This window comes from Agromyces sp. S2-1-8 (assembly GCF_021129215.1).
Taxonomy (GTDB): domain Bacteria; phylum Actinomycetota; class Actinomycetes; order Actinomycetales; family Microbacteriaceae; genus Agromyces; species Agromyces chromiiresistens.
This window is the reverse complement of sequence record NZ_JAJOLP010000001.1, coordinates 192133-214963: the sequence shown is the minus strand read 5'-3', so window position 1 is coordinate 214963 and position 22831 is coordinate 192133. Positions and strand designations below refer to the sequence as shown.

18 protein-coding genes are annotated in these 22831 nt (G+C 71.7%); 15 read left to right on the top strand and 3 right to left on the bottom strand.

The window, feature by feature from the left end; translation table 11 throughout:
- Nucleotides 1-98: 98 nt before the first annotated feature.
- From LR269_RS00935 to pulA, 11 genes are all read left to right on the top strand, one after another.
- Entirely contained in the window at nt 99-356 is a 258-nt protein-coding gene (locus tag LR269_RS00935) for a hypothetical protein (protein ID WP_231428840.1), read from the top strand.
- Entirely contained in the window at nt 353-805 is a 453-nt protein-coding gene (locus LR269_RS00930) for a hypothetical protein (RefSeq protein WP_231428839.1), read from the top strand. Before LR269_RS00935 ends, LR269_RS00930 begins: the two co-directional genes overlap by 4 nt.
- A 162-nt stretch (nt 806-967) precedes the next feature.
- Entirely contained in the window at nt 968-1933 is a 966-nt protein-coding gene (locus tag LR269_RS00925) for a Dyp-type peroxidase (RefSeq protein ID WP_231428838.1), read from the top strand.
- A 218-nt stretch (nt 1934-2151) separates the two neighbouring features.
- Complete coding sequence (locus tag LR269_RS00920) at nt 2152-2817, top strand: histidine phosphatase family protein (protein ID WP_231428837.1); 666 nt, start codon at nt 2152-2154, stop codon at nt 2815-2817.
- Nucleotides 2817-3464 (top strand): TlpA disulfide reductase family protein, encoded by a 648-nt coding sequence (locus LR269_RS00915; RefSeq protein WP_231428836.1) that lies wholly within the window; start codon nt 2817-2819, stop codon nt 3462-3464. The genes LR269_RS00920 and LR269_RS00915 overlap by 1 nt, the downstream gene beginning before the upstream one ends.
- A 1-nt stretch (nt 3465) precedes the next feature.
- On the top strand, nt 3466-4218 hold the full coding sequence (locus LR269_RS00910) for a cytochrome c biogenesis CcdA family protein (RefSeq protein WP_231428835.1): 753 nt from the start codon (nt 3466-3468) through the stop codon (nt 4216-4218).
- Between the two features lie 46 nt (nt 4219-4264).
- A complete protein-coding gene (locus LR269_RS00905; RefSeq protein ID WP_231432189.1) occupies nt 4265-6040 on the top strand; it encodes a cytochrome c biogenesis protein ResB in 1776 nt (591 codons plus the stop codon).
- Nucleotides 6041-6094: 54 nt separating this feature from the next.
- Nucleotides 6095-7129 carry a c-type cytochrome biogenesis protein CcsB gene (gene ccsB / locus LR269_RS00900; RefSeq protein WP_231432188.1) on the top strand — a complete coding sequence of 345 codons (1035 nt, stop codon included), beginning with the start codon at nt 6095-6097 and terminating at the stop codon, nt 7127-7129.
- Nucleotides 7130-7403: 274 nt separating this feature from the next.
- Nucleotides 7404-9986, top strand: a complete 2583-nt coding sequence (locus tag LR269_RS00895; protein ID WP_231428834.1) for an AAA family ATPase — start codon at nt 7404-7406, stop codon at nt 9984-9986.
- Nucleotides 9987-10172: 186 nt separating this feature from the next.
- Entirely contained in the window at nt 10173-10331 is a 159-nt protein-coding gene (locus LR269_RS00890) for a hypothetical protein (RefSeq protein WP_231428833.1), read from the top strand.
- A gap of 264 nt (nt 10332-10595) precedes the next feature.
- Nucleotides 10596-16688, top strand: coding sequence for a pullulanase-type alpha-1,6-glucosidase (gene pulA, locus LR269_RS00885; RefSeq protein WP_231428832.1), 6093 nt, complete (start codon nt 10596-10598; stop codon nt 16686-16688).
- Nucleotides 16689-16776: 88 nt separating this feature from the next.
- On the opposite strand, the gene LR269_RS00880 is transcribed toward pulA, so the two are convergent.
- Both LR269_RS00880 and LR269_RS00875 read right to left on the bottom strand, forming a co-directional pair.
- Nucleotides 16777-17193, bottom strand: coding sequence for a hypothetical protein (locus LR269_RS00880; RefSeq protein ID WP_231428831.1), 417 nt, complete (start codon nt 17191-17193; stop codon nt 16777-16779).
- A 272-nt stretch (nt 17194-17465) separates the two neighbouring features.
- A complete protein-coding gene (locus LR269_RS00875) occupies nt 17466-18668 on the bottom strand; it encodes an MFS transporter (protein ID WP_231428830.1) in 1203 nt (400 codons plus the stop codon).
- A gap of 59 nt (nt 18669-18727) precedes the next feature.
- Here LR269_RS00875 and LR269_RS00870 point away from each other — a divergent pair, with 59 nt between their 5' ends.
- On the top strand, nt 18728-19090 hold the full coding sequence (locus LR269_RS00870) for a MerR family transcriptional regulator (RefSeq protein ID WP_231428829.1): 363 nt from the start codon (nt 18728-18730) through the stop codon (nt 19088-19090).
- A gap of 15 nt (nt 19091-19105) precedes the next feature.
- On the opposite strand, the gene LR269_RS00865 is transcribed toward LR269_RS00870, so the two are convergent.
- Nucleotides 19106-20155 (bottom strand): o-succinylbenzoate synthase, encoded by a 1050-nt coding sequence (locus LR269_RS00865; protein WP_231428828.1) that lies wholly within the window; start codon nt 20153-20155, stop codon nt 19106-19108.
- A gap of 55 nt (nt 20156-20210) precedes the next feature.
- Here LR269_RS00865 and LR269_RS00860 point away from each other — a divergent pair, with 55 nt between their 5' ends.
- From LR269_RS00860 to LR269_RS00850, 3 genes are all read left to right on the top strand, one after another.
- Complete coding sequence (locus LR269_RS00860; RefSeq protein ID WP_231428827.1) at nt 20211-20420, top strand: hypothetical protein; 210 nt, start codon at nt 20211-20213, stop codon at nt 20418-20420.
- A gap of 102 nt (nt 20421-20522) precedes the next feature.
- Entirely contained in the window at nt 20523-21461 is a 939-nt protein-coding gene (locus tag LR269_RS00855) for a 1,4-dihydroxy-2-naphthoyl-CoA synthase (RefSeq protein WP_231428826.1), read from the top strand.
- Between the two features lie 13 nt (nt 21462-21474).
- Nucleotides 21475-22731, top strand: a complete 1257-nt coding sequence (locus LR269_RS00850) for an AMP-binding protein (RefSeq protein WP_231428825.1) — start codon at nt 21475-21477, stop codon at nt 22729-22731.
- The last annotated feature ends 100 nt before the right edge of the window (nt 22732-22831 follow it).

The window sequence follows — 22831 nt, the reverse complement described above, 5'->3', positions numbered from 1 at the left end:
CCGCTCATCCTGTAAGTGCGATCGGGCGTCGGAGAGGACGGGATGAGATGGGTTCAAGCGGGCAGCGTCGCCGCAAGAAGCGGGCGAGAGACATCGAGGTGGATGAGTACGCTCCGGTGCGGGCTCGCCGCGCACGCCTCTTCCTCATTGTGGCCGGCGTCGTGGCGACCGTGATGTACGTGCCGATCATCGTGTGGCTCATCTCGGAAGGCATCGCGGGCACGCTCACGCTCGGGTCGTTCTGGGTGCTCACAGTTCCAGCGCCGGTCCTGCTCGGAACCATCGGCTTCATCGGCCTCGCCCAGCGCAACTCGACGCTTCGCGACAACCCCATGACGTGGACGCAGAATCTGTGATCGTGCAGTCCAGCCGCTATGTTCCACCGAAACCCGGCTGGGCCGCTGAGCTGCTTCTGCTCGGTGCTGTAGGCGGGCTTCTGCTCGGCGCTGTGTTCGGTCTGCTCCATGCGCTCGTTCTCACCGATGCGGCTCTGCGACAAGGCGCGGGCATCGCGGCCTTCTTCGCTGTCGGCGGAGCCTGCGCCGGAGTCTTCATCGGCGCCGCTGTGGCGGGCTTGGGCGCGCTGGTTCGCCTTGTTGTTGGGCTGTTCGTGCGAGCAGAGTGGATCGAGGCAGCCAGTGTCGGCCTTGGAACTGCGATGGGTGCGCTTTCCGTCTACTACCTGATCCCATGGGGATATCCGATGAGCTTGGGTCTTTACGTACCGCTCTTCGTCATTGCTCCAGCCGCCCTCTGCAGCATGAACACACTCTGGGCGCGGCGCATACCCGCGCTCCGGGGCTGAGACGAGCTACGAGTCGCACGCTGCGCCGAGCGCGCTTCCGATGAGCGGGGCGCGTTCAGCGGGTTGCCGATGGACTTCGGGCGTGCAACCAGAACACGTGACATGTCGGCCCGGCCGGCCGTAGGGTGACCGCAGGAACCGTCGCCGACGAGGGAGCACACGATGGACACGACCGGCCGCCGAGTCCCGTTCGACGCGCAGCAGGTCGACGCGCCGCTGTCGCGTTCGGCCGTCTTTCTCACCGTGACGATCGGCCCGGCACCGGAGCAGCTGAAGACCGCACTCGAGGTCGTGGCCGGCATCGACGACCTCGTCAAGTCGGTCGGCTTCCGCGACCTCGGGGCGAACCTCTCGTGCATCGTCGGCATCGGATCCGGCGCCTGGGATCGGCTCGGCCGCAGTGACCGACCCGCGGAGCTGCATCCCTTCGCCGCGATCGCAGGCCCGAAGCACACGGCGCCGTCGACGCCGGGCGATCTGCTGTTCCACATCCGCGCCGAACGCCCCGACTTCTGCTTCGAGTTCGAGCGGCTGCTGTTCGAGCAGCTCGGCGACTCGGTCGAGGTCGTCGACGAGGTCAACGGATTCCGCTACTTCGACGCCCGCGACCTGCTCGGCTTCGTCGACGGCACCGCGAACCCGACGGGGCGCGGCATGGCCGACGCGACCCTCATCGGCGACGAGGACGAGGCGTTCGCCGGCGGCAGCTACGTCGTCGTGCAGAAGTACCTGCACGACCTCGGCGCCTGGAACGCGCTCACCACCGAACAGCAGGAGGCCGTGATCGGCCGCCGCAAGGCCGACGACCTCGAACTCGACGACACCGAGCCGCAGCGCGCGCACAAGACGCTCGCGACGGTCACCGACGACGACGGCAACGAGTTCGACATCCTGCGCGACAACATGCCCTTCGGGAGTCCCGCGGCCGGCGAGTACGGCACCTACTTCATCGGGTACACCCGCCGCCTGTGGGTGATCGAACGGATGCTGCAGCGCATGTTCCTCGGAGACCCGCCGGGGTTCCACGACCGGATCCTCGACGTCTCGACGGCCGCCACCGGCGCGACGTTCTTCGTGCCGTCGCTGCAGTTGCTGGAGGGGATCGCTGATGGGTTGACCACCTCGTAGAACCCGCTCCAGGGCGTTCCCCCACGCCGCCGTGTGGTCATGCGGTCATCTGGTCGCGTTCTCCGAATCGGGTCTCCGCGGGCCGGGTGGCCTCGAAACGCGTCCTCTTCCGTCGGGCGCTAGGTTTCGAGATACGGCGCTTCGCGCCTACTCAACCCACTTCTCGACCGACGGGGTCTCGGCGGATTCAAAGGATGCGGCTCTCTAGACTGGAACCCGTGCCGGCCGAGCAGATACATCTCGTGCGCCATGGCGAGGTGTTCAACCCGCAGGGCGTGCTCTACGGCCGTCTTCCCGGCTACGGGCTCAGCGATCTCGGCCGCGAGATGGCGAAGACCGCCGCCGACGACCTCGTCGCGCGCGGTCGCCCCGTCTCGGCGCTCATCACCTCGCCGCTGCAGCGCACGCAGCAGTCGGGCGAGCCGATCGCGGCCGCGTTCGACCTCGAGCCGACGCTCGACGAACGGGTGATCGAGCCCGAGAACCGCTTCGAGGGCAAGCGCATGCGCGGCCCGGGCGGCGCGCTCCGCGACATCCGCAATTGGGGTCTGCTCGTGAACCCCTGGGAGCCGAGCTGGGGCGAGCCGTTCGGCTCGATCGCGGCGCGCATGATGGCCGCCATCGAGGACGCGTGGAACGCAGCCGACGGCGGCGACGTCGTGATCGTGAGCCATCAGCTTCCGATCTGGATGGTGCACCGCCACCTCGCCGGCGTCCGACTCTCGCACGACCCGCGGCGACGACGCTGCGCGCTGTCGAGCATCACGACCCTCGAGATGCAGGGCGCCGCAGGCAGTGCCGCCGGACGCCGCTTCGTCGAGGTCGGGTACACGGATCCCGCGGCGGGACTCGCCGCGCAGGCGACGGATGTGGGTGCGGTGTGATGCGTGTTCGTGCACGTGGTCTCGATACGCGTCGCGCTGCGCGCGGCGCTACTCGACCGACGGTCGGGATCGTCGCGATCGCCGCGGCGACCGCGCTGCTGTTGACGGGCTGCACGAGCGACCCGCTCGCCGACCAGTTCCGCGAGGGCAGCGGCAAGAACTACATCGCCGGTGACGGCAGCATCTCGGAGTTCGACGAGGGCTCGCGCGGCGAGCCCGTCGCGTTCTCGGGCGAGACGGCCGACGGCGACGAGTTCGACTCGGCCGACACCGAGGGCCAGGTCACGGTCGTGAACTTCTGGTACGCGGGCTGCGCGCCGTGCCGGGTCGAGGCGCCCATCCTCGAAGAGGTCTACGATCACTACGGCTCGGGCGAAGAGGATGTCGCTTTCGTCGGCGTGAACGTGCGCGACCAGGCCGGCAACGCCAACGCCTTCGAGAAGACCTACGGCGTCGAGTACCCCTCGATCCTCGACGTCGACGACGGCGACGTGCAGCTCGCGTTCGCGGGCGACGTTCCGCCCGCCGCAGTGCCGACGACGCTGGTGCTCGACAAGCAGGGCCGCGTCGCGGCCCGGGTGCTCGGCCAGCTCGAGGACGCGTCGATCCTCCGCGGGCTCGTCGACAGCCTGCTCGAGGAGAACTGACGTGTCGCCCGGCGAGATCGTCTTCAGCGGCCAACTCCTCATCGCGGTGCCGATCGCCCTCGCGGCCGGCGTCATCTCGTTCCTCTCGCCGTGCGTGCTCCCGCTGGTTCCGGGCTACCTCGGCTACATCGGCGGGTTCACGGATGCCTCGGCCGATGCCGCGATCGAACGACGCAACCGCCGTCGCCTGTTGCTCGGCGTGCTGCTCTTCATCGCCGGATTCACGGCGATCTTCCTCATCTACTCCGCGCTCGCGGGCGCGGCGGGCGCGTGGCTGCGCGCCTGGCAGGACCCGATCACGCGCGTGCTCGGCGTCGTGCTCATCGGCATGGGCCTCGTGTTCATCGGCCAGTTCACCTTCATGCAGCGCCAGTTCAAGCCGAGCTGGCGGCCCGCGACGGGGCTCGCGGGTGCGCCGCTGCTCGGCGTCGTGTTCGGCCTCGGCTGGACCCCGTGCATGGGCCCGGCCCTCGTCGCCGTGTCCGCGCTGAGCCTCAACAGCGAGTCGGTCTGGCGCGGCGTGCTGCTCGGCCTCGCGTACTGCATCGGCCTCGGCATTCCCTTCCTCCTCGTCGCCCTCGGGTTCGGCTGGGTGACGGGGTCGATGGCGTTCCTGCGACGACATGTCCGCACCATCAACCTCATCGGCGGCGGCCTGCTCATCGTGATCGGACTGATCATGGTGTCGGGCCTCTGGACCGCGTGGATGAGCGACCTGCAGGGAGTGATGAGTGGCATCGACCTCGTCCTCTGATCGGAAGGGCCCTCGACCGGCTCACGACACGCACGGCGTCGATCCGCTGCGCCCCGCCGATCACTTCGACTCGCCCGAGCCCAAGGCGCCCGCCCCGGGCGACCGCGGCGACGGCATCGCCCAGCCGAAGCTGGGCTTCGTCGGCTGGCTGCGGTTCGGCTGGCGACAGCTCACGAGCATGCGCACGGCGATCCTGCTGCTGCTGCTCCTCGCGATCGCCGCGGTGCCGGGCTCGCTCGTGCCGCAGCGCTCGAGCGACCCGAACGGCGTCACCCAGTACTTCACCGACAACCCCGACCTCGCGCCGGTGCTCGACCGGTTCCAGATGTTCGACGTCTACACGTCGGCCTGGTTCTCGGCCGTGTACCTGCTGCTGTTCGTGTCGCTCATCGGCTGCATCATCCCGCGCACGAAGCACCACTTCGAGGCGCTGCGCGCCCGGCCGCCGCGCACGCCGGCCCGGCTGAACCGCCTTGCGGGCTACACCGAGCGCGCCCTGCCCGACGGCGTCGACGCCGAGACGGCGGTGGCCGAGGCATCCAAGCTGCTGAAGCAGCAGGGGTACCGCGTCGAACCGTACGAACTGCGGGGCGACCCGAGCGTGTCGGCCGAACGCGGGTACCTGCGCGAGACCGGCAACCTCGTGTTCCACACGGCGATGCTCGGCGTGCTCGTCGCCGTCGGCGTCGGCGGCGGGTTCGGCTTCGCCGGCCAGCGCGTCGTCGTCGAGGGGCAGTCGTTCGTCAACACGCTCGCCGCGTTCGACTCGTTCAACCCCGGCCGGTTCTTCAGCGACGCCGAGCTCGACCCGTACAAGCTCTCGCTCGGCGAGCTCGACGCGGTGTACGAGACCGAGAACCAGGACGCGCTCGGCCAGCCCGTCGACTTCACCGCGCACGTCACCGTGACCGACCGCGACGGCACCCTCGAAGAGGGCGCGGTCAAGGTCAACGACCCGCTGCGCACCCACGGCACCGACGTCTACCTGCTCGGCAACGGCTACGCACCGCACGTCGTCGTCCGCGACCCGTCGGGCGAGGTCGTGTTCGACGACGCGGTGCCGTTCCTGCCGCAGGACGCGAACCTGTTCTCGATCGGCGTCATCAAGGTCACCGACGGGCTCGACGAACAGCTCGGCATGATCGGCCTGTTCTACCCGACGCAGGAGACGATGGACAACGGCGCGTCGGCCTCGACGTATCCCGACCTCGTCTACCCGGTGCTGTCGCTCACGGTCTACGAGGGCGACCTCGGCATCGACGCGGGCAAGCCCACGTCGGTCTACACGCTCGACCCGTCGGACATGACGCAGCTGAACGGTCGCAACACCGACGTCGCCTCGATCGAGCTCATGCCCGGGCAGGTGACCGAACTGCCCGGCGGACGCGGCACGGTCGAGTTCGTCGACGACAGCACCGATGCGGCTCCCGCGGTCGAGGTCGCGGCCGACCGGGCCGACGCCGCGCCGACCGACGACCGCTCGTTCGACCAGTCGGTCAAGCGGTTCGCGTCGTTCGACATCCACCACGACCCGACGCAGGGCTGGGTGCTGGTGTTCGCGATCCTCATCCTCGGCGGACTGCTGCTCTCGCTCTTCGTGCCGCGCCGCCGCATGTGGGTGAAGGTCGCCACGCGCCGCGACGGCACCCGCGTGCTCGAGTTCGCCGGCCTCGCGCGCGGCGAGGACCCGAACCTCGAACAGGCCGTCGCCGCGTTCGCCGACCGGCTCGCCGGGCCGGTTCCCGAAGCGGCCGACGACGCCGCGCCGGTGCCGGCGGCCGCCGCCGAATCCCCAGACGACACCGCGAAACCCACGACGTAAGGTAGTCACGTGCCCTCCCTCGACGAAATCTCGGTCCTCTGCGTCTACTCGGCGATGGCCGTGTACGCGATCGCGTTCATCGCGTACGCGATCGACCTCGCGAAGCGCGGTGCTGCGGCCGCGGCGGCGGCAGACGCGGCGGTGGATGCCTCGGCAGAGAGCACGGGCGAACGTGTCGGCGTGCTGCAGGCGGCCGCCGCGGCGAAGGCGTCGACGGCCGGTGCGGCCCCGGTCGCGGCATCCGGTTCGACCGGGTCGCCCGCCGCAGGCCGTCGCTCGCGCTGGAAGAGCGCCGTCGACGACGGTGCGACCGTCGACTACGGGCGTTCGCCGGCGCTGCGCGTCGCGGTCGCGATGACGGTCGTCGCCTGGCTGCTGCACCTCACCGCCGACGTGCTGCGCGGCATCGCCGCCGAGCGCGTGCCGTGGGCCAACATGTACGAGTTCGCGCTCACCGGCACGCTCGTGATCACGACGGTCTATCTCGTCGTGCTGCTGGTCGCGAAGCACGACCTGCGGTTCCTCGGCACGTTCGTCACGGGGCTCGTGCTCATCCTGCTCGGCGTCGCGACGGTGAACTTCTACGTCTCGGTCGTGCCGCTGCCGCCGGCACTGCAGTCGGCGTGGCTCGTGATCCACGTGTTCGTGGCGACGACGTCGGTCGGCTTCTTCGCGCTGAGCTTCGCGCTCTCGGTCGTGCAGCTCATGCAGGCGCGACGCGAGTCGCTCGTGGCGAGCGCGCAGGCCGTGAAGAAGAGCTTCCTCGCGACGCTGCCCGACTCGGTCACGCTCGAGACCCTCGCCTACCGGGTCACGATCATCGGCTTCATCCTCTGGACGTTCACCCTCATGGCCGGCGCGATCTGGGCCGAGCGCGCCTGGGGCCGCTACTGGGGCTGGGACACCAAGGAGGTGTGGACCTTCATCATCTGGGTGGTCTACGCCGGCTACATCCACGCGCGCGCGACGCGCGGCTGGCGCGGTTCGCGCTCGGCCTGGCTCGCGATCATCGGCTTCTCGACGGTGCTGTTCAACTTCACCGTGGTCAACCTGTTCTTCAAGGGGCTGCACGCGTACTCGGGTCTCTGATCCCCGCCTCCCCCCTCAACGCCTCCGCCCTCCCCGCCTCTCCCTCCGCCCCTCCCCGCCTCTCCCTCTCAGCGGCGAGTTGCCGAAAAACGCTGCTCATCGCGCCACGAGCAGCGCTTTTCGGCAACTCGGCGCAGGAAGAGGGGCGACAGGCGGCGGGCGACTGTGGCGCGGACCCGCGCGAGCGGGCTCGGGCTCGGGCTCGAGGGGCGGGCAGGGGTGAGTCAGGGCCGCCCCTGTTGCGGAGTCGGCCGCCTGCGGGCACGATCACCCCATGGGCAGGGACCTGCTCGAGCGGGATCGAGAACTCGACGAACTGCGCGGCGCCGCGAGCGACGCGTCGATGGGGCACGGCCGGGTGGTGCTGCTGCACGGCGAGGCCGGCATCGGCAAGTCGAGTCTCGTGAACGCGCTCCGGGCTGATCCGCCCGGAGGCGTGCGGGTGCTGCTCGGCGCGTGCGACGCGATGTCGACACCCCGGCCGCTCGGGCCGCTGCGCGACCTCGAGCACGCGGTCGGCCCGCGACTCGGCGAGGCGCTCCGCACCGGTGAGCGCGAAGAGGTGTTCGCCGCCCTCCGCGACGAGCTCTCGGATGCCTCGGGCACGGTGCTCGTCGTCGAGGACGTGCACTGGGCCGACGAGGCGACCCTCGATGCGCTGCGCTACCTCGCGCGACGCATCGACGACCTGCCCGCGGCGCTCGTCATCACCTATCGCGACGAGATCGAACGCGACCACCCGCTGGGCCGGTTGCTCGGCGATCTCGGCCACGGCGACCGGGTCGGGAGGCTCGCGCCCCGCCGGCTCAGCTCGGGCGCCGTGGGCGAGCTCATCGCCGGCAGCGGACTCGACGCCGACCGCGTGTTCGAGACGACGGCCGGCAACCCCTACTTCGTGCGCGAGGTGGTCGCGTCGGCCGACGAATCGGGCGTGCCGCGGACGGTCGTCGACGCCGTCACCGGTCGCCTGCGGCGGCTCGACGCGCTGACGCAGGAGCATGTCGAGCAGCTGGCCGTGGTGCCGTCCTCCGTCGATCCCGTGCTGCTCGCCCGCCTCGTGCCCGGCGCGGCAGGTGCGTTGCGCACGGCGGAGGAGGGCGGCCTGCTCGACGTCCGCCCCGACGGCGTACGCTTCCGCCACGAACTGACCCGGCGGGCGGTCGTCGACGGACTGCCGGCGTCGCGTCGCATCGAGGTCGAGCACGCGGCGCTCGTCGCGCTGCTCGACGTGGGGATCGCCGATCCCGCGCGCCTCGTGCACCACGCGGCTGCGGCGGGCGATGTCGATGCGCTCGTCGAGTGGGCGCCGCGCGCGGCCCGCGATGCCGCGGCCTCGGGCGCGCATCGGCAGTCGGCCGCGCACTTCCGTGCGGCGCTCGCCCACTCCGATCGGTACCGCCCGGCCGACCTCGTCGAGCTCTACGAGGAGCTCGCGATCGAGTCGTACACGATCGGGGCGGCGAGTGCGGCGGTGACCGCGCAGAAGCGGGCGGTCGCGCTCCGTCGTGAGCTCGGCGATGCCCGCAGGCTCGGGGCGAGCCTGCGGTGGCTCTCCCGGTTCGACTGGTTCGACGGTCACCGATCCGACGCCGAGGCCGCCGCCCGCGAGGCCTCCGCGGTGCTCGCCGAGGCGGGCGACCCGAGCCTTCACGCGATGGCACTCAGCAACGAGGCGCAGCTCGCGCTGCTCGCCCACGACACGCACCGGGCCCTCGACCTCGCCGCGCGTGCGATCGCGATCTCGCGCGAGACGGGCGACCGGCGGGTGCTGTCGCATGCCCTCAACAACCACGGCACCGGGTTGCTCTTCATCGGCCTCGAGGAGGGCGTCGGCGAACTGCTCGAGGCCGCCGATGCGGCGCTGTCGATCGACGACATCGAAGACGCGGCGCGCGCGTTCGTGAACCTGGTCTGGGCGCTGCTCGACCAGTACCGGCTCGACGAGGCCGAGCAGCACCTCGCCCGGGCGCTCGACCTGACCGAGCGATCGGAGTTCATCGGCTTCGCGACCTACCAGCGCATGGAACAGGCGAGACTCGACCTCGCCCGGGCTCGCTGGGACGACGCCCTGGCGCTCGTCGAGCCGCCACCCGACATGCCGCACGCCCGTTGCGTCGCCCTCACGGTGGCCGGCACCGTGCGCCTCCGACGCGGTGACGACGGCGCCGGCGAGCTGCTCGACGAGGCGCACCACCTCGCCGTGGAGCTCGGCGAGCTGCAGCGGCGCGGCCCTGTGGCCGCCGCCAGGGCCGAAGCCGCGCTGCTGCGCGGCGACGCCGACGCGGCGCGCACGATCGCCCGCCCCGAGTTCGGCGAGGCCGAGCGCCGTGAGGCCCGCGCACTGCACGCCGAACTGGCGTACCTGCTGCGGCGGGCGGGCGACGAGGTCGAGGTGGGCGACGACGATCCGCATCCCTTCGCCGTGCAGGCGCGCGGCGAGTGGCGTCGCGCCGCCGAGCTGTGGCGAGCGGCGGGTGCGCCGTACCACGAGGCGGCCGCACTCGCCGAGAGCCCCGACGAGGCGGATCTCATCGAGGCGATCGCCGTCCTCGATCGCATCGGCGCCGTGCCGCTCGCCCGGCGGGTCAGGGCGGAGCTCCGGGACCGGGGCGCCCGGAGCATCCCGCGCGGGCCGTCGAGCCTCACCCGCGCCAACCCGGAGGGACTCACCGAGCGGCAGCTCGGGGTGCTCCGGCTTCTCGCGGAGGGACTCACGAACGCCGAGATCGCCGACCGCCTCGTGGTGTCGGTGCGCACGGTCGACAGCCACGTCGCCGCCGTGCTCGCGAAGCTCGGCGTCGCGTCCCGGCAGGACGCCGTGCGCATCGCGGAGGAGCGGAATCTGCTGTCGGAATGATCTCGGTAGCGCCTACCGGTGATCTCGGTAGTGCTTGCCGATTCCCCGACGATCGCATCGCGGTGGGATGGTCTCACGGCCCGCGAAGGCGGGAACCGGCAACGACAGGGGATCACCATGAACACGGCACTCGCCGCATCAGCATCCACGGCACTCCGCCCGCGCCGCTCGGGCTTGTCCGGATGGATGACGCGCGCACTCGCTGCAATCCGCATCGGAGACCGGCGCCCCGCCGCGCAACCGCTCGACCGCGAGGAGCTCGCGCGCCGGCACCAGCTGCGGCAGGACGCGCGGCGGCTGCGTGAGGAGCAGTTCCGCGCGGGCGCGTACGCGCGCCTGCTCTGACGGCCTTCGCCAACGCCACCCGCCGGTCGAGCATACCGACGCGGAGCGGCCCCCGCTGGTCGAGTCGCGTCGACGCGGAGCGCCGACGCGACTCGAAACCGACCGATCTTGGCAGCGCTTGCACGACTGAGAGCAGCATGAATCCAACGATCGCGTCACGCTGAGGCATCCATGGTGTAAACGCTTGCATTAACGTGCGCGGCGCTGCTACCTTCGCGAGCAGTGTCGGTGGCACGGAGTCGTGCCGGGAATCGGGAGTCAAGGATGACGCAACGCGCGCTCGCTCGCAGGTGGTTCGCCTCAGCGCTGGTGGGAGGGCTCGCCGTCACGGCGCTGAGCTTCGCCCCCGGGCTCGGCCTGAGCGCGGCGGCGGCCGACGACCGCAGCTTCGCCCTCGTCGGCAGCCTGCAGTCCGAACTCGGCTGCGCCGGCGACTGGGCGCCCGACTGCGCCGAGACCGAGCTCGTGCCGACCGCGACCGCAGGCGTCTACGCCGCCGAGTTCACCGTGCCGGCAGGCGCGTGGGAGTACAAGGTCGCCGTGAACGACTCGTGGGACGAGGCGTACGGACTGAACGGCGGAGGCGACAACATCCCGCTGACGGTCGCGGGCGACACGACCGTGCGGGTCGTGTTCGACGACAACCTCAAGAAGGTCGGCCTCGAGCTGACGCAGGCGGCGATGGCCGGCGCCTACGACGAGGCATCCGATGCGACCCTCGTCGCCGCGCCGGTGCGCCAGCCCGGCAGTGACGAGACCTTCTACTTCGTGATGACCGACCGCTTCGCGAACGGCGACCCCGCCAACGACGAGGGCGGGCTGACCGGCGACCGGCTCACGACGGGCTTCGACCCGACCGACAAGGGCTTCTACGAGGGCGGCGACCTCGCGGGCCTCCGCTCGAAGCTCGACTACGTCGAGGGCCTCGGCACGACCGCGATCTGGCTGACCCCGAGCTTCAAGAACCGCCCGGTGCAGGGCGAGGGTGCGAACGCGAGCGCCGGCTACCACGGCTACTGGGTCACCGACTTCACCCAGATCGACCCGCACCTCGGCACGAACGCCGAGCTCGAGGCGCTCATCGCCGATGCGCACGAGCGCGGCATCAAGGTGTACTTCGACATCATCACGAACCACACGGCCGACGTCATCGACTACGAGGAGGGGCAGTACTCGTACATCGACCAGGCGACGAGCCCGTACCTCGACGCCGACGGCACCGCGTTCAAGCCCTCCGACTTCGCCGGCGCCGACACGGGCGCGGACTTCCCCGAGCTCGACGCGGCGACGAGCTTCCCGTACACCCCGAAGCTCTCCGAGGCCGACGCGAACCTCAAGGTGCCGGCCTGGCTCAACGACCCCACGCTGTACCACAACCGCGGCGACTCGACCTGGGAGGGCGAGTCGGTCACCTACGGCGACTTCTCGGGCCTGGACGACCTCATGACCGAGCACCCGACCGTCGTGAACGGCTTCGTCGACGTGTACGACACGTGGATCGACCTCGGCATCGACGGCTTCCGCATCGACACCGCGAAGCACGTGAACTTCGAGTTCTGGCAGCAGTGGGCGACCGAGGTGCAGGACTACGCGCACGCCGCCGGCAAGGACGACTTCTTCATGTTCGGCGAGGTCTACGACGCCGACCCGAAGAAGCTGAGCCCCTACGTGCGCAAGACCGACATGAGCTCGGTGCTCGACTTCACGTTCCAGTCGCAGGCGGTGAGCTTCGCGGCGGGCAACTCGGCGAAGAACCTGCAGTCGCTGTTCGCGGGCGACGACTACTACACGACGCCCGACTCGTCGGCGACGGCGCTGCCGACGTTCCTCGGCAACCACGACATGGGTCGTGTCGGCCACTTCCTGCAGTCGACCGACGCTCCGCTCGAGCGCGACGAGCTCGCGCACGACCTGATGTTCCTCACCCGCGGCCAGCCCGTCGTCTACTACGGCGACGAGCAGGGCTTCGCCGGCACCGGCGGCGACAAGGACGCCCGCCAGTCGCTCTTCGCGAGCCAGGTCGCCGAGTACCAGAACCAGCAGCTCGTGACGGGCGAGCAGGCCGGCAGCGTCGACCGCTACGGCACGGATGCCCCGCTCTACGAGCACATCGCCGCGCTCGCGGAGCTGCGCGAGGCGCACCCCGCCCTCTCGAGCGGTGCGCAGATCGAGCGCTACGTCGACGACGGCGCGGGCGTCTACGCCTTCAGCCGGGTCGACCGCACGGAGAAGGTCGAGTACCTCGTCGCCGCGAACAACGCGAACGAGGCCCGCACGGTGAACGTGCCGACGCTCACGAAGGGCGGCGAGTTCGCGCCCCTCTACGGCACCGACGGCCCGGCGGTCACCGCCGACGCCGACGGCGTGGTCTCGGTCGCCGTGCCCGCGCGCGGCACCGTCGTGCTCCGCGCCGACCGCGAGGTGAGCGCCCCCGACGCGGCGCCCGCGATCACCGTCGCGACGCCCGCCGCGGGCGCCGGCGTGACCGGCGTGAGCGCCGTCGCCGCCGACGTCGACGACGCGACGTGGCAGGAGACGAGCTTCGCGTGGCGCGTCGCCGGCGCGACCGGCGACGACGCATGGCATGCGCTCGGCACCGCTGAGGACACGAGCCCCCGTGTGTTCCACGACACCGCGGGGCTCGCGAAGGGCACGCTCATCGAGTACCGCGCGATCTCGACCGACGCGGCGGGAAACCGCTCGGCGGCCTCGACCTACGCGTCGGTCGGCAACGCCGTGAACCTCGCCGACGGCGGCGAGGAGCCCGAGCAGCCCATCGACCTCGTCACGGTGCCCGGTTCGCACAACAGCGAGATGGGCTGCGCGGGCGACTGGGCGCCGGGCTGCGAGGCGGCGAAGCTGACGCTGCGCGCCGACGGCATCTACGCCGGCACCTTCGACGTGCCGGCCGGCGACTACGAGTACAAAGTCGCCCTCAACGGCAACTGGGACGTCAACTACGGCGCCGACGGCGAGCAGAACGGCGGCAACATCGCCTACTCGACCGACGGATCGAAGCCCGTCACCTTCTATTGGAACCCCGCCACGAAGGTCGTCTCCTCGACGGCCGAGGGCCCGGTCGTGACGCTGCCCGGCAGCTTCCAGCAGGAGATCGGCTGCCCGGGCGACTGGGCGCCCGACTGCCTCGCCTCGCTCATGCAGGACGGCGACAAGGACGGCGTCTACACGTTCGCAACCACCGCGATCCCCGACGGGTCGTACGAGGTGAAGGTCGCGCACGGCCTCAGCTGGGACGAGAACTACGGTGCCGGCGGAGCCCCGGGCGGCGCGAACTACACGTTCACCGCGACGGGCGGCAAGCTCGTCGAGTTCCGCTACACGCTCGCCACGCACGCGCTCGAGATCGTCGTGACCGACCCGCCGCTCGCCGGCACCGGCCAGTCGCGTGCGCACTGGGTCGACGAGGACACGCTCGCCTGGCCGGCCGACCTGCTCGGCGGCACGGCGGCCGGGGATGCCTCGTGGTCGATCGAGCACGCGGCCGACGCCGGCCTCGCGGTCGACGACGGCGCGGTGACGGGCGGCGGCGACGCCGTCGAGCTCGAGCTCGACCCCGCCGGGCTCAGCGACGGCCAGCTCGAGCGCTTCCCGGCGCTCGAGGGCTACCTCGCACTGCACCCGGTCGGGCTCGACCGCGCCGAGGTCGCCGGGCTGCTCACCGAGCAGCTCGCGGTCGCGCAGCGGGTCGGCGACGAGCTCACCGCCTTCACGGGTGTGCAGGTGCCGGGCGTGCTCGACGACCTCTACGCCGACGCGCTCGCGTCGACACCGCTCGGCACGAGCTGGTCGGGCAGCGGCGACGCCGCCACGGCGACGGCGGCCGTCTGGGCGCCGACGGCGCAGTCGGTGAAGCTCGAGCGGTGGGCCGCCGGCGCGGCCGGTGACCCCGAGCTCGTCGATGCGGCCTTCGACGCCGAGACCGGAACGTGGGCGGTGCCCGAGGCATCCCTCTCGAAGGACGACGAGTACCGCTGGCGCGTCGAGGTGTACGCGCCGACGACCGGGAAGATCGAGACCAACTCGGTGACCGACCCGTACTCCGTGGCCCTCACGACGAATTCGGCGCGCTCGGTCGTCGTCGACCTCGACGACCCGGCCCTCGCCCCCGAGCAGTGGGCCGAGACGCCGGCGCCGGTGGTCGAGCGCCCGGTCGACCGTGCGATCTACGAGCTGCACGTGCGCGACTTCTCGATCACCGACGAGACCGTGCCCGAGGCCGAGCGCGGCACCTACCGCGCGTTCACGCGCGACTCCGCCGGCACGAAGCAGCTGCGCGAGCTCGCCGACGCGGGCATCAACACCGTGCACCTGCTGCCGACGTTCGACATCGCCACGATCGACGACCGACGCGACGCGCAGGCCGTGCCCGACTGCGACCTCGCGTCGTACGGGCCCGCGTCGGCCGAGCAGCAGGCATGCATCGAGCAGGTGCGCGCCGCCGACGGCTTCAACTGGGGCTACGACCCGTACCACTACCAGGCGCCCGAGGGCTCGTACGCCGTCGACGCCGAGGGCGGCGCGCGCGTCGAGGAGTTCCGCGAGATGGTCGGCGCGCTGCACGCCGACGGCCTGCAGGTCGTGCTCGACGAGGTCTACAACCACACGGCCGAGGCGGGACAGGGCGGCAAGAGCGTGCTCGACCGCATCGTGCCCGGCTACTACCAGCGGCTCAACGCGTTCGGCGCCGTCGAGACCTCGACGTGCTGCCAGAACGTCGCGACCGAGCACGAGGCGGCGCAGAAGCTCATGGTCGACTCCGTCGTGCTGTGGGCGAAGCAGTACAAGGTCGACGGGTTCCGGTTCGACCTCATGGGGCACCACTCGAAGGAGAACATGCTCGCGATCCGCGCCGCGCTCGACGAGCTGACGCTCGAGGCCGACGGGGTCGACGGTGCGGCCATCTACCTCTACGGCGAGGGCTGGAACTTCGGCGAGGTCGCGAACAACGCGCTGTTCGAGCAGGCGACGCAGGGCCAGCTCGGCGGCACAGGCATCGGCACCTTCAACGACCGGCTGCGCGACGCCGTGCACGGCGGCAGCCCGGTCGACGGCACGTCGACCTTCCAGCAGGGCTTCGGCACCGGCCTCGGCACCGACCCGAACGGACGACCCGGCACGCCGTCGCAGGCCGACCAGCTCGCCGACCTCGGCCACCAGACCGACCTCGTGAAGCTCGGCCTCGCGGGCAACCTGCGCGACTACGAGCTCGAGGATGCCTCGGGCGAGACCGTGCGCGGCGACCAGCTCGACTACCGCGGTGCGCCCGCCGGCTACGCCGACGAGCCCGACGAGGTGATCAACTACGTCGATGCCCACGACAACGAGACGCTCTTCGACCTCTCGGTGTTCAAGCTGCCGCAGTCGACGTCGATGGCCGACCGCGTGCGCATGAACACGCTGTCGCTCGCGACCGTGACGCTCTCGCAGTCGCCCTCGTTCTGGCACGCGGGCACTGAACTGCTGCGATCGAAGTCGCTCGACCGCAACAGCTACGACTCGGGCGACTGGTTCAACCGCGTCGACTGGACCGGGCAGGAGTCGACCTTCGGCTCGGGCCTGCCGGGCGAGGCCGACAACGGCGACAAGTGGCCGATCATGCAGCCGCTCCTCGCCGACCCCGCGCTGAAGCCGACCGCGGCCGACATGGCGGCGGCCGAGGCATCCGCCCTCGACCTGCTGCGCGTGCGCTCGTCGGTCGACCTGCTGCAGCTGGGCTCCGCCGAGCTGATCGACCAGAAGGTGTCGTTCCCGAACTCGGGGCCCGACGCGACGCCCGGCGTGATCGTGATGCAGGTCGACGACCTCGTCGGCGACGACGTCGACCCCGAGCTCGAGGGCGCGCTCGTCGTCTTCAACGCCTCGCCGACGGCTATCGCGCAGACGGTCGGCGGGCTCGCCGGGCGCGACTTCGCGCTCGCCGAGGCGCAGGCGTCGGGTTCCGACCAGGTCGTCAAGCAGACGACGTGGGATGCCTCGACCGGCACGGTCACGGTGCCCGCTCGCAGCGTCGCCGTGCTCGTCGACGAGCAGCCGCCGCCGGCGGTCGCGACGATCGCCGTCGGCGCTCCGAGCAAGGCGCTCGCGAAGGCCGGTTCGACCGTGAAGTACCTCGGCAAGGTCGTCGCGCTCGACGGCTCGGCGCCGGTCGGCAGCTTCGCGATCTACGAGGGCGACACGAAGCTCGCCGAGGTCGAGCTCGCGGCGGGCGACGACGGACGCGTGAACGTCAAGCTTCCGAAGCTGCCCGCCGGCCTGCACCTCGTGCGCGGCGTGTTCACCGGCGGAGACGGTTACGCCGACGCGCAGCCCATGCCGGTGCCGCTCGTGCTCTGGTGATCGCTCCGCCGGTCGCATAGCTCGAACGGCTACGCCTCCGGTGCGCCACACGCACCGGAGGCGTAGCCGCCTGGATGAGGCACGCGCGTCAGAACGGCATCGGGACGCCGCACTCCTCGAAGCTGCCGACGATGTCGGCGCCGTGCGCGGCGAAGATCTCGTCGATGCCCGACCCGTCGCCCGCCTTCTCGGGGTGCGGGTTGTTCGAGGCGATCGTGCCGTCCTGGCCGACCGCGCCCTTCACCATGATCGTGAACGACGTCGGCGCGCCGGTGGCGGCGTACGCGTCGAGCACGCACTCGGCATCGGCCTCGGGCAGTCCGGCGGTGAGTTCGTCGATGTGCACGGTCAGCCAGGCCTGCGAGTGCGAGGCGCCCGCGTTGCCCTGCTCCGAGCGGTTCGGGTTGAAGCACTCGTGCGCGAAGGCGGCAGTGCCGCTCGCGAGCACGCCCGCCGCGGCGAGCGCGACGCCCGCCCCGATCGTGGTCATGGTCTTCTTGAACATCTGGTCTCCTTCGGGTGGAAATCGGGTCGTGCGACGCGCAGTGCGCACGCACGGTCTCCACCGTCGCCGGTGGGGCCGTCGGTGGCATCGGTGCCCGCACTGAGACGAAGCGTTCTCGGCCCGGAGGCTGCACCCCAATCCGGGGGGACTCGACCGGTGCCGATGATGACTCGAGCGCGCGCCGAGCCCGTCGATCGAGGAGGCGCGAAGCAACGTGTCGAGACCGATTCCTGTTGCGTTCGCGCTCCTCCGACACTGAGTCGCAGCGCGACTCAGTGTCGGAGCGGGGCGAAGGCGGCACGCGAGGTCGACGCGATGAGCGCCGCGACGGCGACGAGCACGAGGGCGACCCAGGGCAGGGCGGCGACCCCGGCGGCCTCGAGCACGATCCCGCCGATGAAGGCGCCGGCGGCGATCGAGCCGTTCCAGGTCGCGACGACCATCGACTGGGCGACATCGGCGGCGCTGCCGGCGATGCGCGCGGGCGCGGACTGCAGCAGGGTCGGTGCTCCGCCGTAGGCGATGCCCCAGAGCGCGACCGCGGCGTACACGGCGATCGGCTGCGCCGCGAGGCATCCGATGGCGATCATCGCCGCACCGAGTGCGACCGCGGCGATCAGCACCATCGCGCGCAGGTGCCGGTCGACCAGCGCGCCCGAGACGAGGACGCCCGCGACGGCGAAGACGCCGAACACGAGCAGCACGATGTCGAGGTGTCCGTCGAGGCCCGACGGCACCGTGAGCGGCGCGATGTAGGTGTACGCGACGTTGTGCGCGAGCACGAATGCGGCGGTCGTCGCCAGCACGGCGACAAGGCCCGGCAGACGCAGCACGGTGCCGAGCCGCGGACGCGAGCCCGCCTTCTCGCCGGGGAACCCGGGCAGCGCGAGCGCGGCCCACGCGGCGAGCACGAGCGCGAGGCCCGCGAGCACGGCGAACGCCGAGCGCCAGCCGAGCGCCGCGCCGAGGGTCGTGGCGATCGGGAGGCCGAAGGCGAAGGCGAGCGGCGTGCCGACCATGGCGATCGAGAGTGCTCGGCCCGAGTGCTCGGGCTCGACCATGCGCATCGCGTAGCCGGCCGCGATCGCCCAGAGGAGTCCGGCGAGCATTCCGCCGATCGTGCGCGCCACGAGTATGGTCGTGTAGTCGCCGGCGATCGCGGTCACGCCGCTGACGAGCGCGAAGCCGACCACCAGGGCGAGCAGCAGTCGCTTTCGCGGCACGGCTCGGGTCAGCGCGGTGAGCGGGATGGCCGTCACGGCCGTCGTCACGGCGTACGCGGCGACGAGCCATCCGATCTGCGCCTCGGTGACGCCGAGGTCGGCGCTCATCTGCGGCAGGAGGCCGGCCGGCATGATCTCGGTGACGACGCCGACGAACACGATCGCGGCCAGGGCGAGCAGGCCGTTGTAGGGGAGTCGCGTGCGCGACGGCGCGTCGACGACGGGTGCGGGAGCGGTGATCGGAGAAGCCATGCCGCAAGTGTCGAACCTTGACACTAGTGTTAAGGTCAAGTCGACTTCTTGGAGGCGTCATGCGCATCGGTGAACTCGCCTCGCAGACCGGGGTGTCGACCCGGCTGCTGCGCTACTACGAGGCCCAGGGACTCATCTCGTCGACGCGTGAGAGCAACGGGTACCGCGACTACCCCGACGGCGCCGTCGAGCGGGTCGGGCAGGTGCGCGACCTCATCGACGCCGGCATCCCGACCGCGGTGATCCTCGACATGATCCCGTGCCTCGCGAGCGTGGCCGATCCCGAGACGCCGGTCATCCAGCGCGCGCTCGCCGAGTCGCTCGCCGAACGCCGTGCACAGCTCGAACAGCGCATCGGCTGCCTCACGAAGAACCGCGACGCGATCACCGCGTACCTCGACCGCGCGACGATCACGGGCTGATCGCGCCCCCCGGCCTCACGCTCCGGCGGCGTGGGCGCGAGAGAGCACCTCGTGGCATCGGCCGACGCGCTCCATCCACCAGTCGGCCCGTTCTTCGGAGGCCGCGTAGCGGTCGAGCAGCCCGGGGTCGGGCACGACCCGCCGGACCGCGATCGACCCGCCCTCGGCGAGGAGCGGCGACGCCGAGACATCCGCCGCCAGCAACGACGCCGTGCCGAGCCCGCAGTCGAACTCGAGCGACGGCACCGACGCGGCCAGCTGCGCGCCCATCGCGAGGCCGACGCTCGTGTCGAGCGCGCTCGACACGACGACCGGCAGGCCGGCCTCGGCCACGATGGCGAGCGCGCGGCGGATGCCGCCGAGCGGCTGCGCCTTGATCACGAGCAGGTCGGCGGCGCCCGCCTGGGCGACCGCGAGCGGGTCGTCGGCGCGCCGCACGCTCTCATCGGCCGCGATCGGAATGCCCATGTACTTCGTGCGCCGACGGATCTCGGCAAGCTCCTCGACCGTCGCGCACGGCTGCTCGACGTACTCGAGGTCGAACGGCGCGAGCGCATGGATGGCGTGCTCGGCCTCGTCGACGTTCCAGCCGCCGTTCGCGTCGACGCGCACCCGGCCCTCGGGGCCGAGCGCCTCGCGCACGGCGCGCACCCGCGCCACGTCCTGCGCGAGCGTCTGGTCGGAGCCCGCGACCTTCACCTTCGCGGTGCGGCACCCGGCGAAGCGGGCGAGCACGGCGGGCACGCTGTCGGGATCGACGGCGGGCACTGTCGCGTTCACGGGGATGCGGTCGCGCAGGGCGGGCGGCGGAGCGTTCCAGCCGTAGTCGATCGCGGCGGCCAGCCAGGCAGATGCCTCGTCGTCGTCGTACTCGGCGAACGGGCTGAACTCGGTCCAGCCCTCGGGCCCCTCGACGAGCATCGCCTCGCGCACGTCGATGCCGCGGAAGCGCGTCACGAGCGGCAGTGCGACGACGCGCGCGGTGGCGAGCAGCTCGTCGAGCGAGGGGAGCGAGGGGAGCGCCGGGAGTGCTGCGGGGGCGGCGGGACGTTCGGCGGACGGCATGAGCCAAGTCTCGCATCCGGTGGACTGACGCGAACAGGGGAATAGGGTGGGACGCATGGGCGCTGACGGAATCGACGAGTTCGGACTCGAGGCGACCGAGGTGCGCGCCGAGTCGACCGGGCGCGACATCGCGATCGGCGTCGGCGGCATCCTCGTCGTCATCGCGGCGGCGATCCCGCTGACGTGGGGTGTCCTCACCGTGGGCACGGCGGCGTATGCGCTCGTGAGCGGCATGCTCGCCGGGGCGACGGGCACCGGCGTCTGAGACCGCGCGACTGCGGCGGCCCGCTGCGGCCGGCAGCCCTCGCGCGGCAGCGCCTCGCGGGCCGGCCCGCCCGCCGGCGGGCGCCGCAATAGGCTTGGGTGCATGAGCGCCGAGGTCTCCGAACTGTTCGATCCGGGCGAGTGGGCCGAGGCTCCGGTCGGGGCGTCGTTCACCGACATCACCTACCACCACTCGCTCGACGGCCGCATCGCGCGCATCGCGTTCGACCGGCCCGAGGTGCGCAACGCGTTCCGCCCGCACACGGTCGACGAGCTGTACCGCGCCCTCGAGGACGCCCGCACGAACCCGCGCATCGGCGTCGTGCTGCTCACGGGCAACGGCCCGAGCCCGAAGGACGGCGGCTGGGCGTTCTGCTCGGGCGGCGACCAGCGCATCCGCGGACGCGACGGCTACAAGTACTCCGACGCCGAGACCGCGATCGTCGACGGTGCGGGCGGCACCGCCGACCCGCACGGGCACGCGGCGGTCGGCCGCCTGCACATCCTCGAGGTGCAGCGGCTCATCCGCTTCATGCCGAAGGTCGTCGTCGCGGTCGTGCCCGGCTGGGCGGCCGGTGGCGGGCACTCGCTCCACGTGGTCTGCGACCTCACGATCGCATCGCGCGAGCACGGGCGCTTCAAGCAGACCGATGCCGACGTGGGTTCCTTCGATGCCGGTTACGGCTCGGCGTACTTCGCCCGCCAGACCGGTCAGAAGTTCGCGCGCGAGGTCTTCTTCCTCGCCGAGGAGTACTCGGCCGACCGCGCCTACGAGATGGGCGCCGTGAACCGGGTCGTGCCGCACGCCGAGCTCGAGCGCGAGGCGATCGCGATGGCGCGCACGATCCTCACGAAGTCGCCGACGGCGATCCGCATGCTGAAGTTCGCGTTCAACGCGGTCGACGACGGCATGGTCGGCCAGCAGGTCTTCGCCGGTGAGGCGACCCGGCTCGCCTACGGAACGGATGAAGCGGTCGAGGGCCGCGACGCGTTCCTCGAGAAGCGCGACCCCGACTGGGGGCCGTACCCGTGGCACTTCTAGCTCGGGCGGTGACATGAAACCGCTCGTGCAGGTTGCGGCCGAGGATGCCTCGGCGCTGACCGCCGCGCTGACCGCCGCGCTCGACGGCGGCCCCGCCGTCTGGCCGGTGCCCGGCCCGGCCGCTTCCGGGGGAGCAGTCCCGCAGGCGGCGGATGAGATGGCCCACGATTTCCGCCAAGATGCAGCCCCGGATCGTGCGGCGGCGCGCGTCGCGGGCCGCGAGGTCGACGACGCCGTCGCGCTCGTGGTCGAGACGAGCGGGTCGACCGACCGCCCGAAGCGCGTGCTGCTGTCGGCCGGCGCGCTCGAGGCGAGCGCGCACGCGACCCACGATGCGCTCGGCGGGCCCGGGCAGTGGCTGCTCGCCCTGCCGGGTCACTACATCGCGGGGGCGCAGGTGCTCGTTCGCGGCATCGTCGCCGGTACCGAGGCCGTCGTGGTCGGCGACGGGGGAGGGGGCGGCTTCAGGCCCGCGGCGTTCGCCGAGGCATCCGCCCGCATGCTGCCCGACGTGCCGCACTACACGTCGCTCGTGCCGGTGCAGCTCGGCCGGGTCGTCGAGGCGGCCGAGCGCGACGCGTTCATCGCGGCGGCGCTGCGGTCGTTCGACGCGATCCTCGTCGGCGGGCAGGCGCTCGGCGCCGAGGTCGCGGCCCGGGCCGACGCGCTCGGTGCGCGCATCGTGCGCACCTACGGTTCGAGCGAGACCGCGGGCGGGTGCGTGTACGACGGGCTGCCGATCGGTGACACGCGCATCCGCTTCGACGACGGCTCGATCGAGCTCGGCGGCTCGAGCCTCGCCGACGGCTACCTCGACGACCCCGAGCGCACCGCGGCGGCGTTCGTCGTCGATCGCGGCGTGCGCTGGTACCGCACGGGCGACCTCGGCGAGTTCGATGCCGGCACCGGCCGGCTGCGCGTGCGCGGACGCGCCGACGACGTCATGATCTCGGGCGGCGTGAAGGTCGTGCTCGGCGAGGTCGAGCGCGCGGTGCGCCGGCTGTCCGGATGCGGCGACGCGGTCGTCGTCGCGGTGCCCGACCCCGAGTGGGGCGAGCGGGCGGCGGTCGTCGTGGGCGCCGGCACGGAGGGCGTCGAGGTCGACGACGAGGAGTTCGAGCTCGGCCGGCTCCGCGAGGCGACGGATGCCTCGGGCCTCGGCCCCGCCGCCCGGCCCGTGCGGCTCGTGGTCGCCGACCCCTGGCCCCTGCTCGCCTCGGGCAAGCCCGACCGCCGGGCCCTCGCGGCCCTCGCCGCCGCGCCGCGCTGACTCGCCGCCGCAACCCGTCCCCCCGCGCACGACTCGCCGAAACGTGCGCTTCCCGGCCCGGCGAAGCGCAACTTTCGGCGACTCGCCGCGCGGTGCTGAC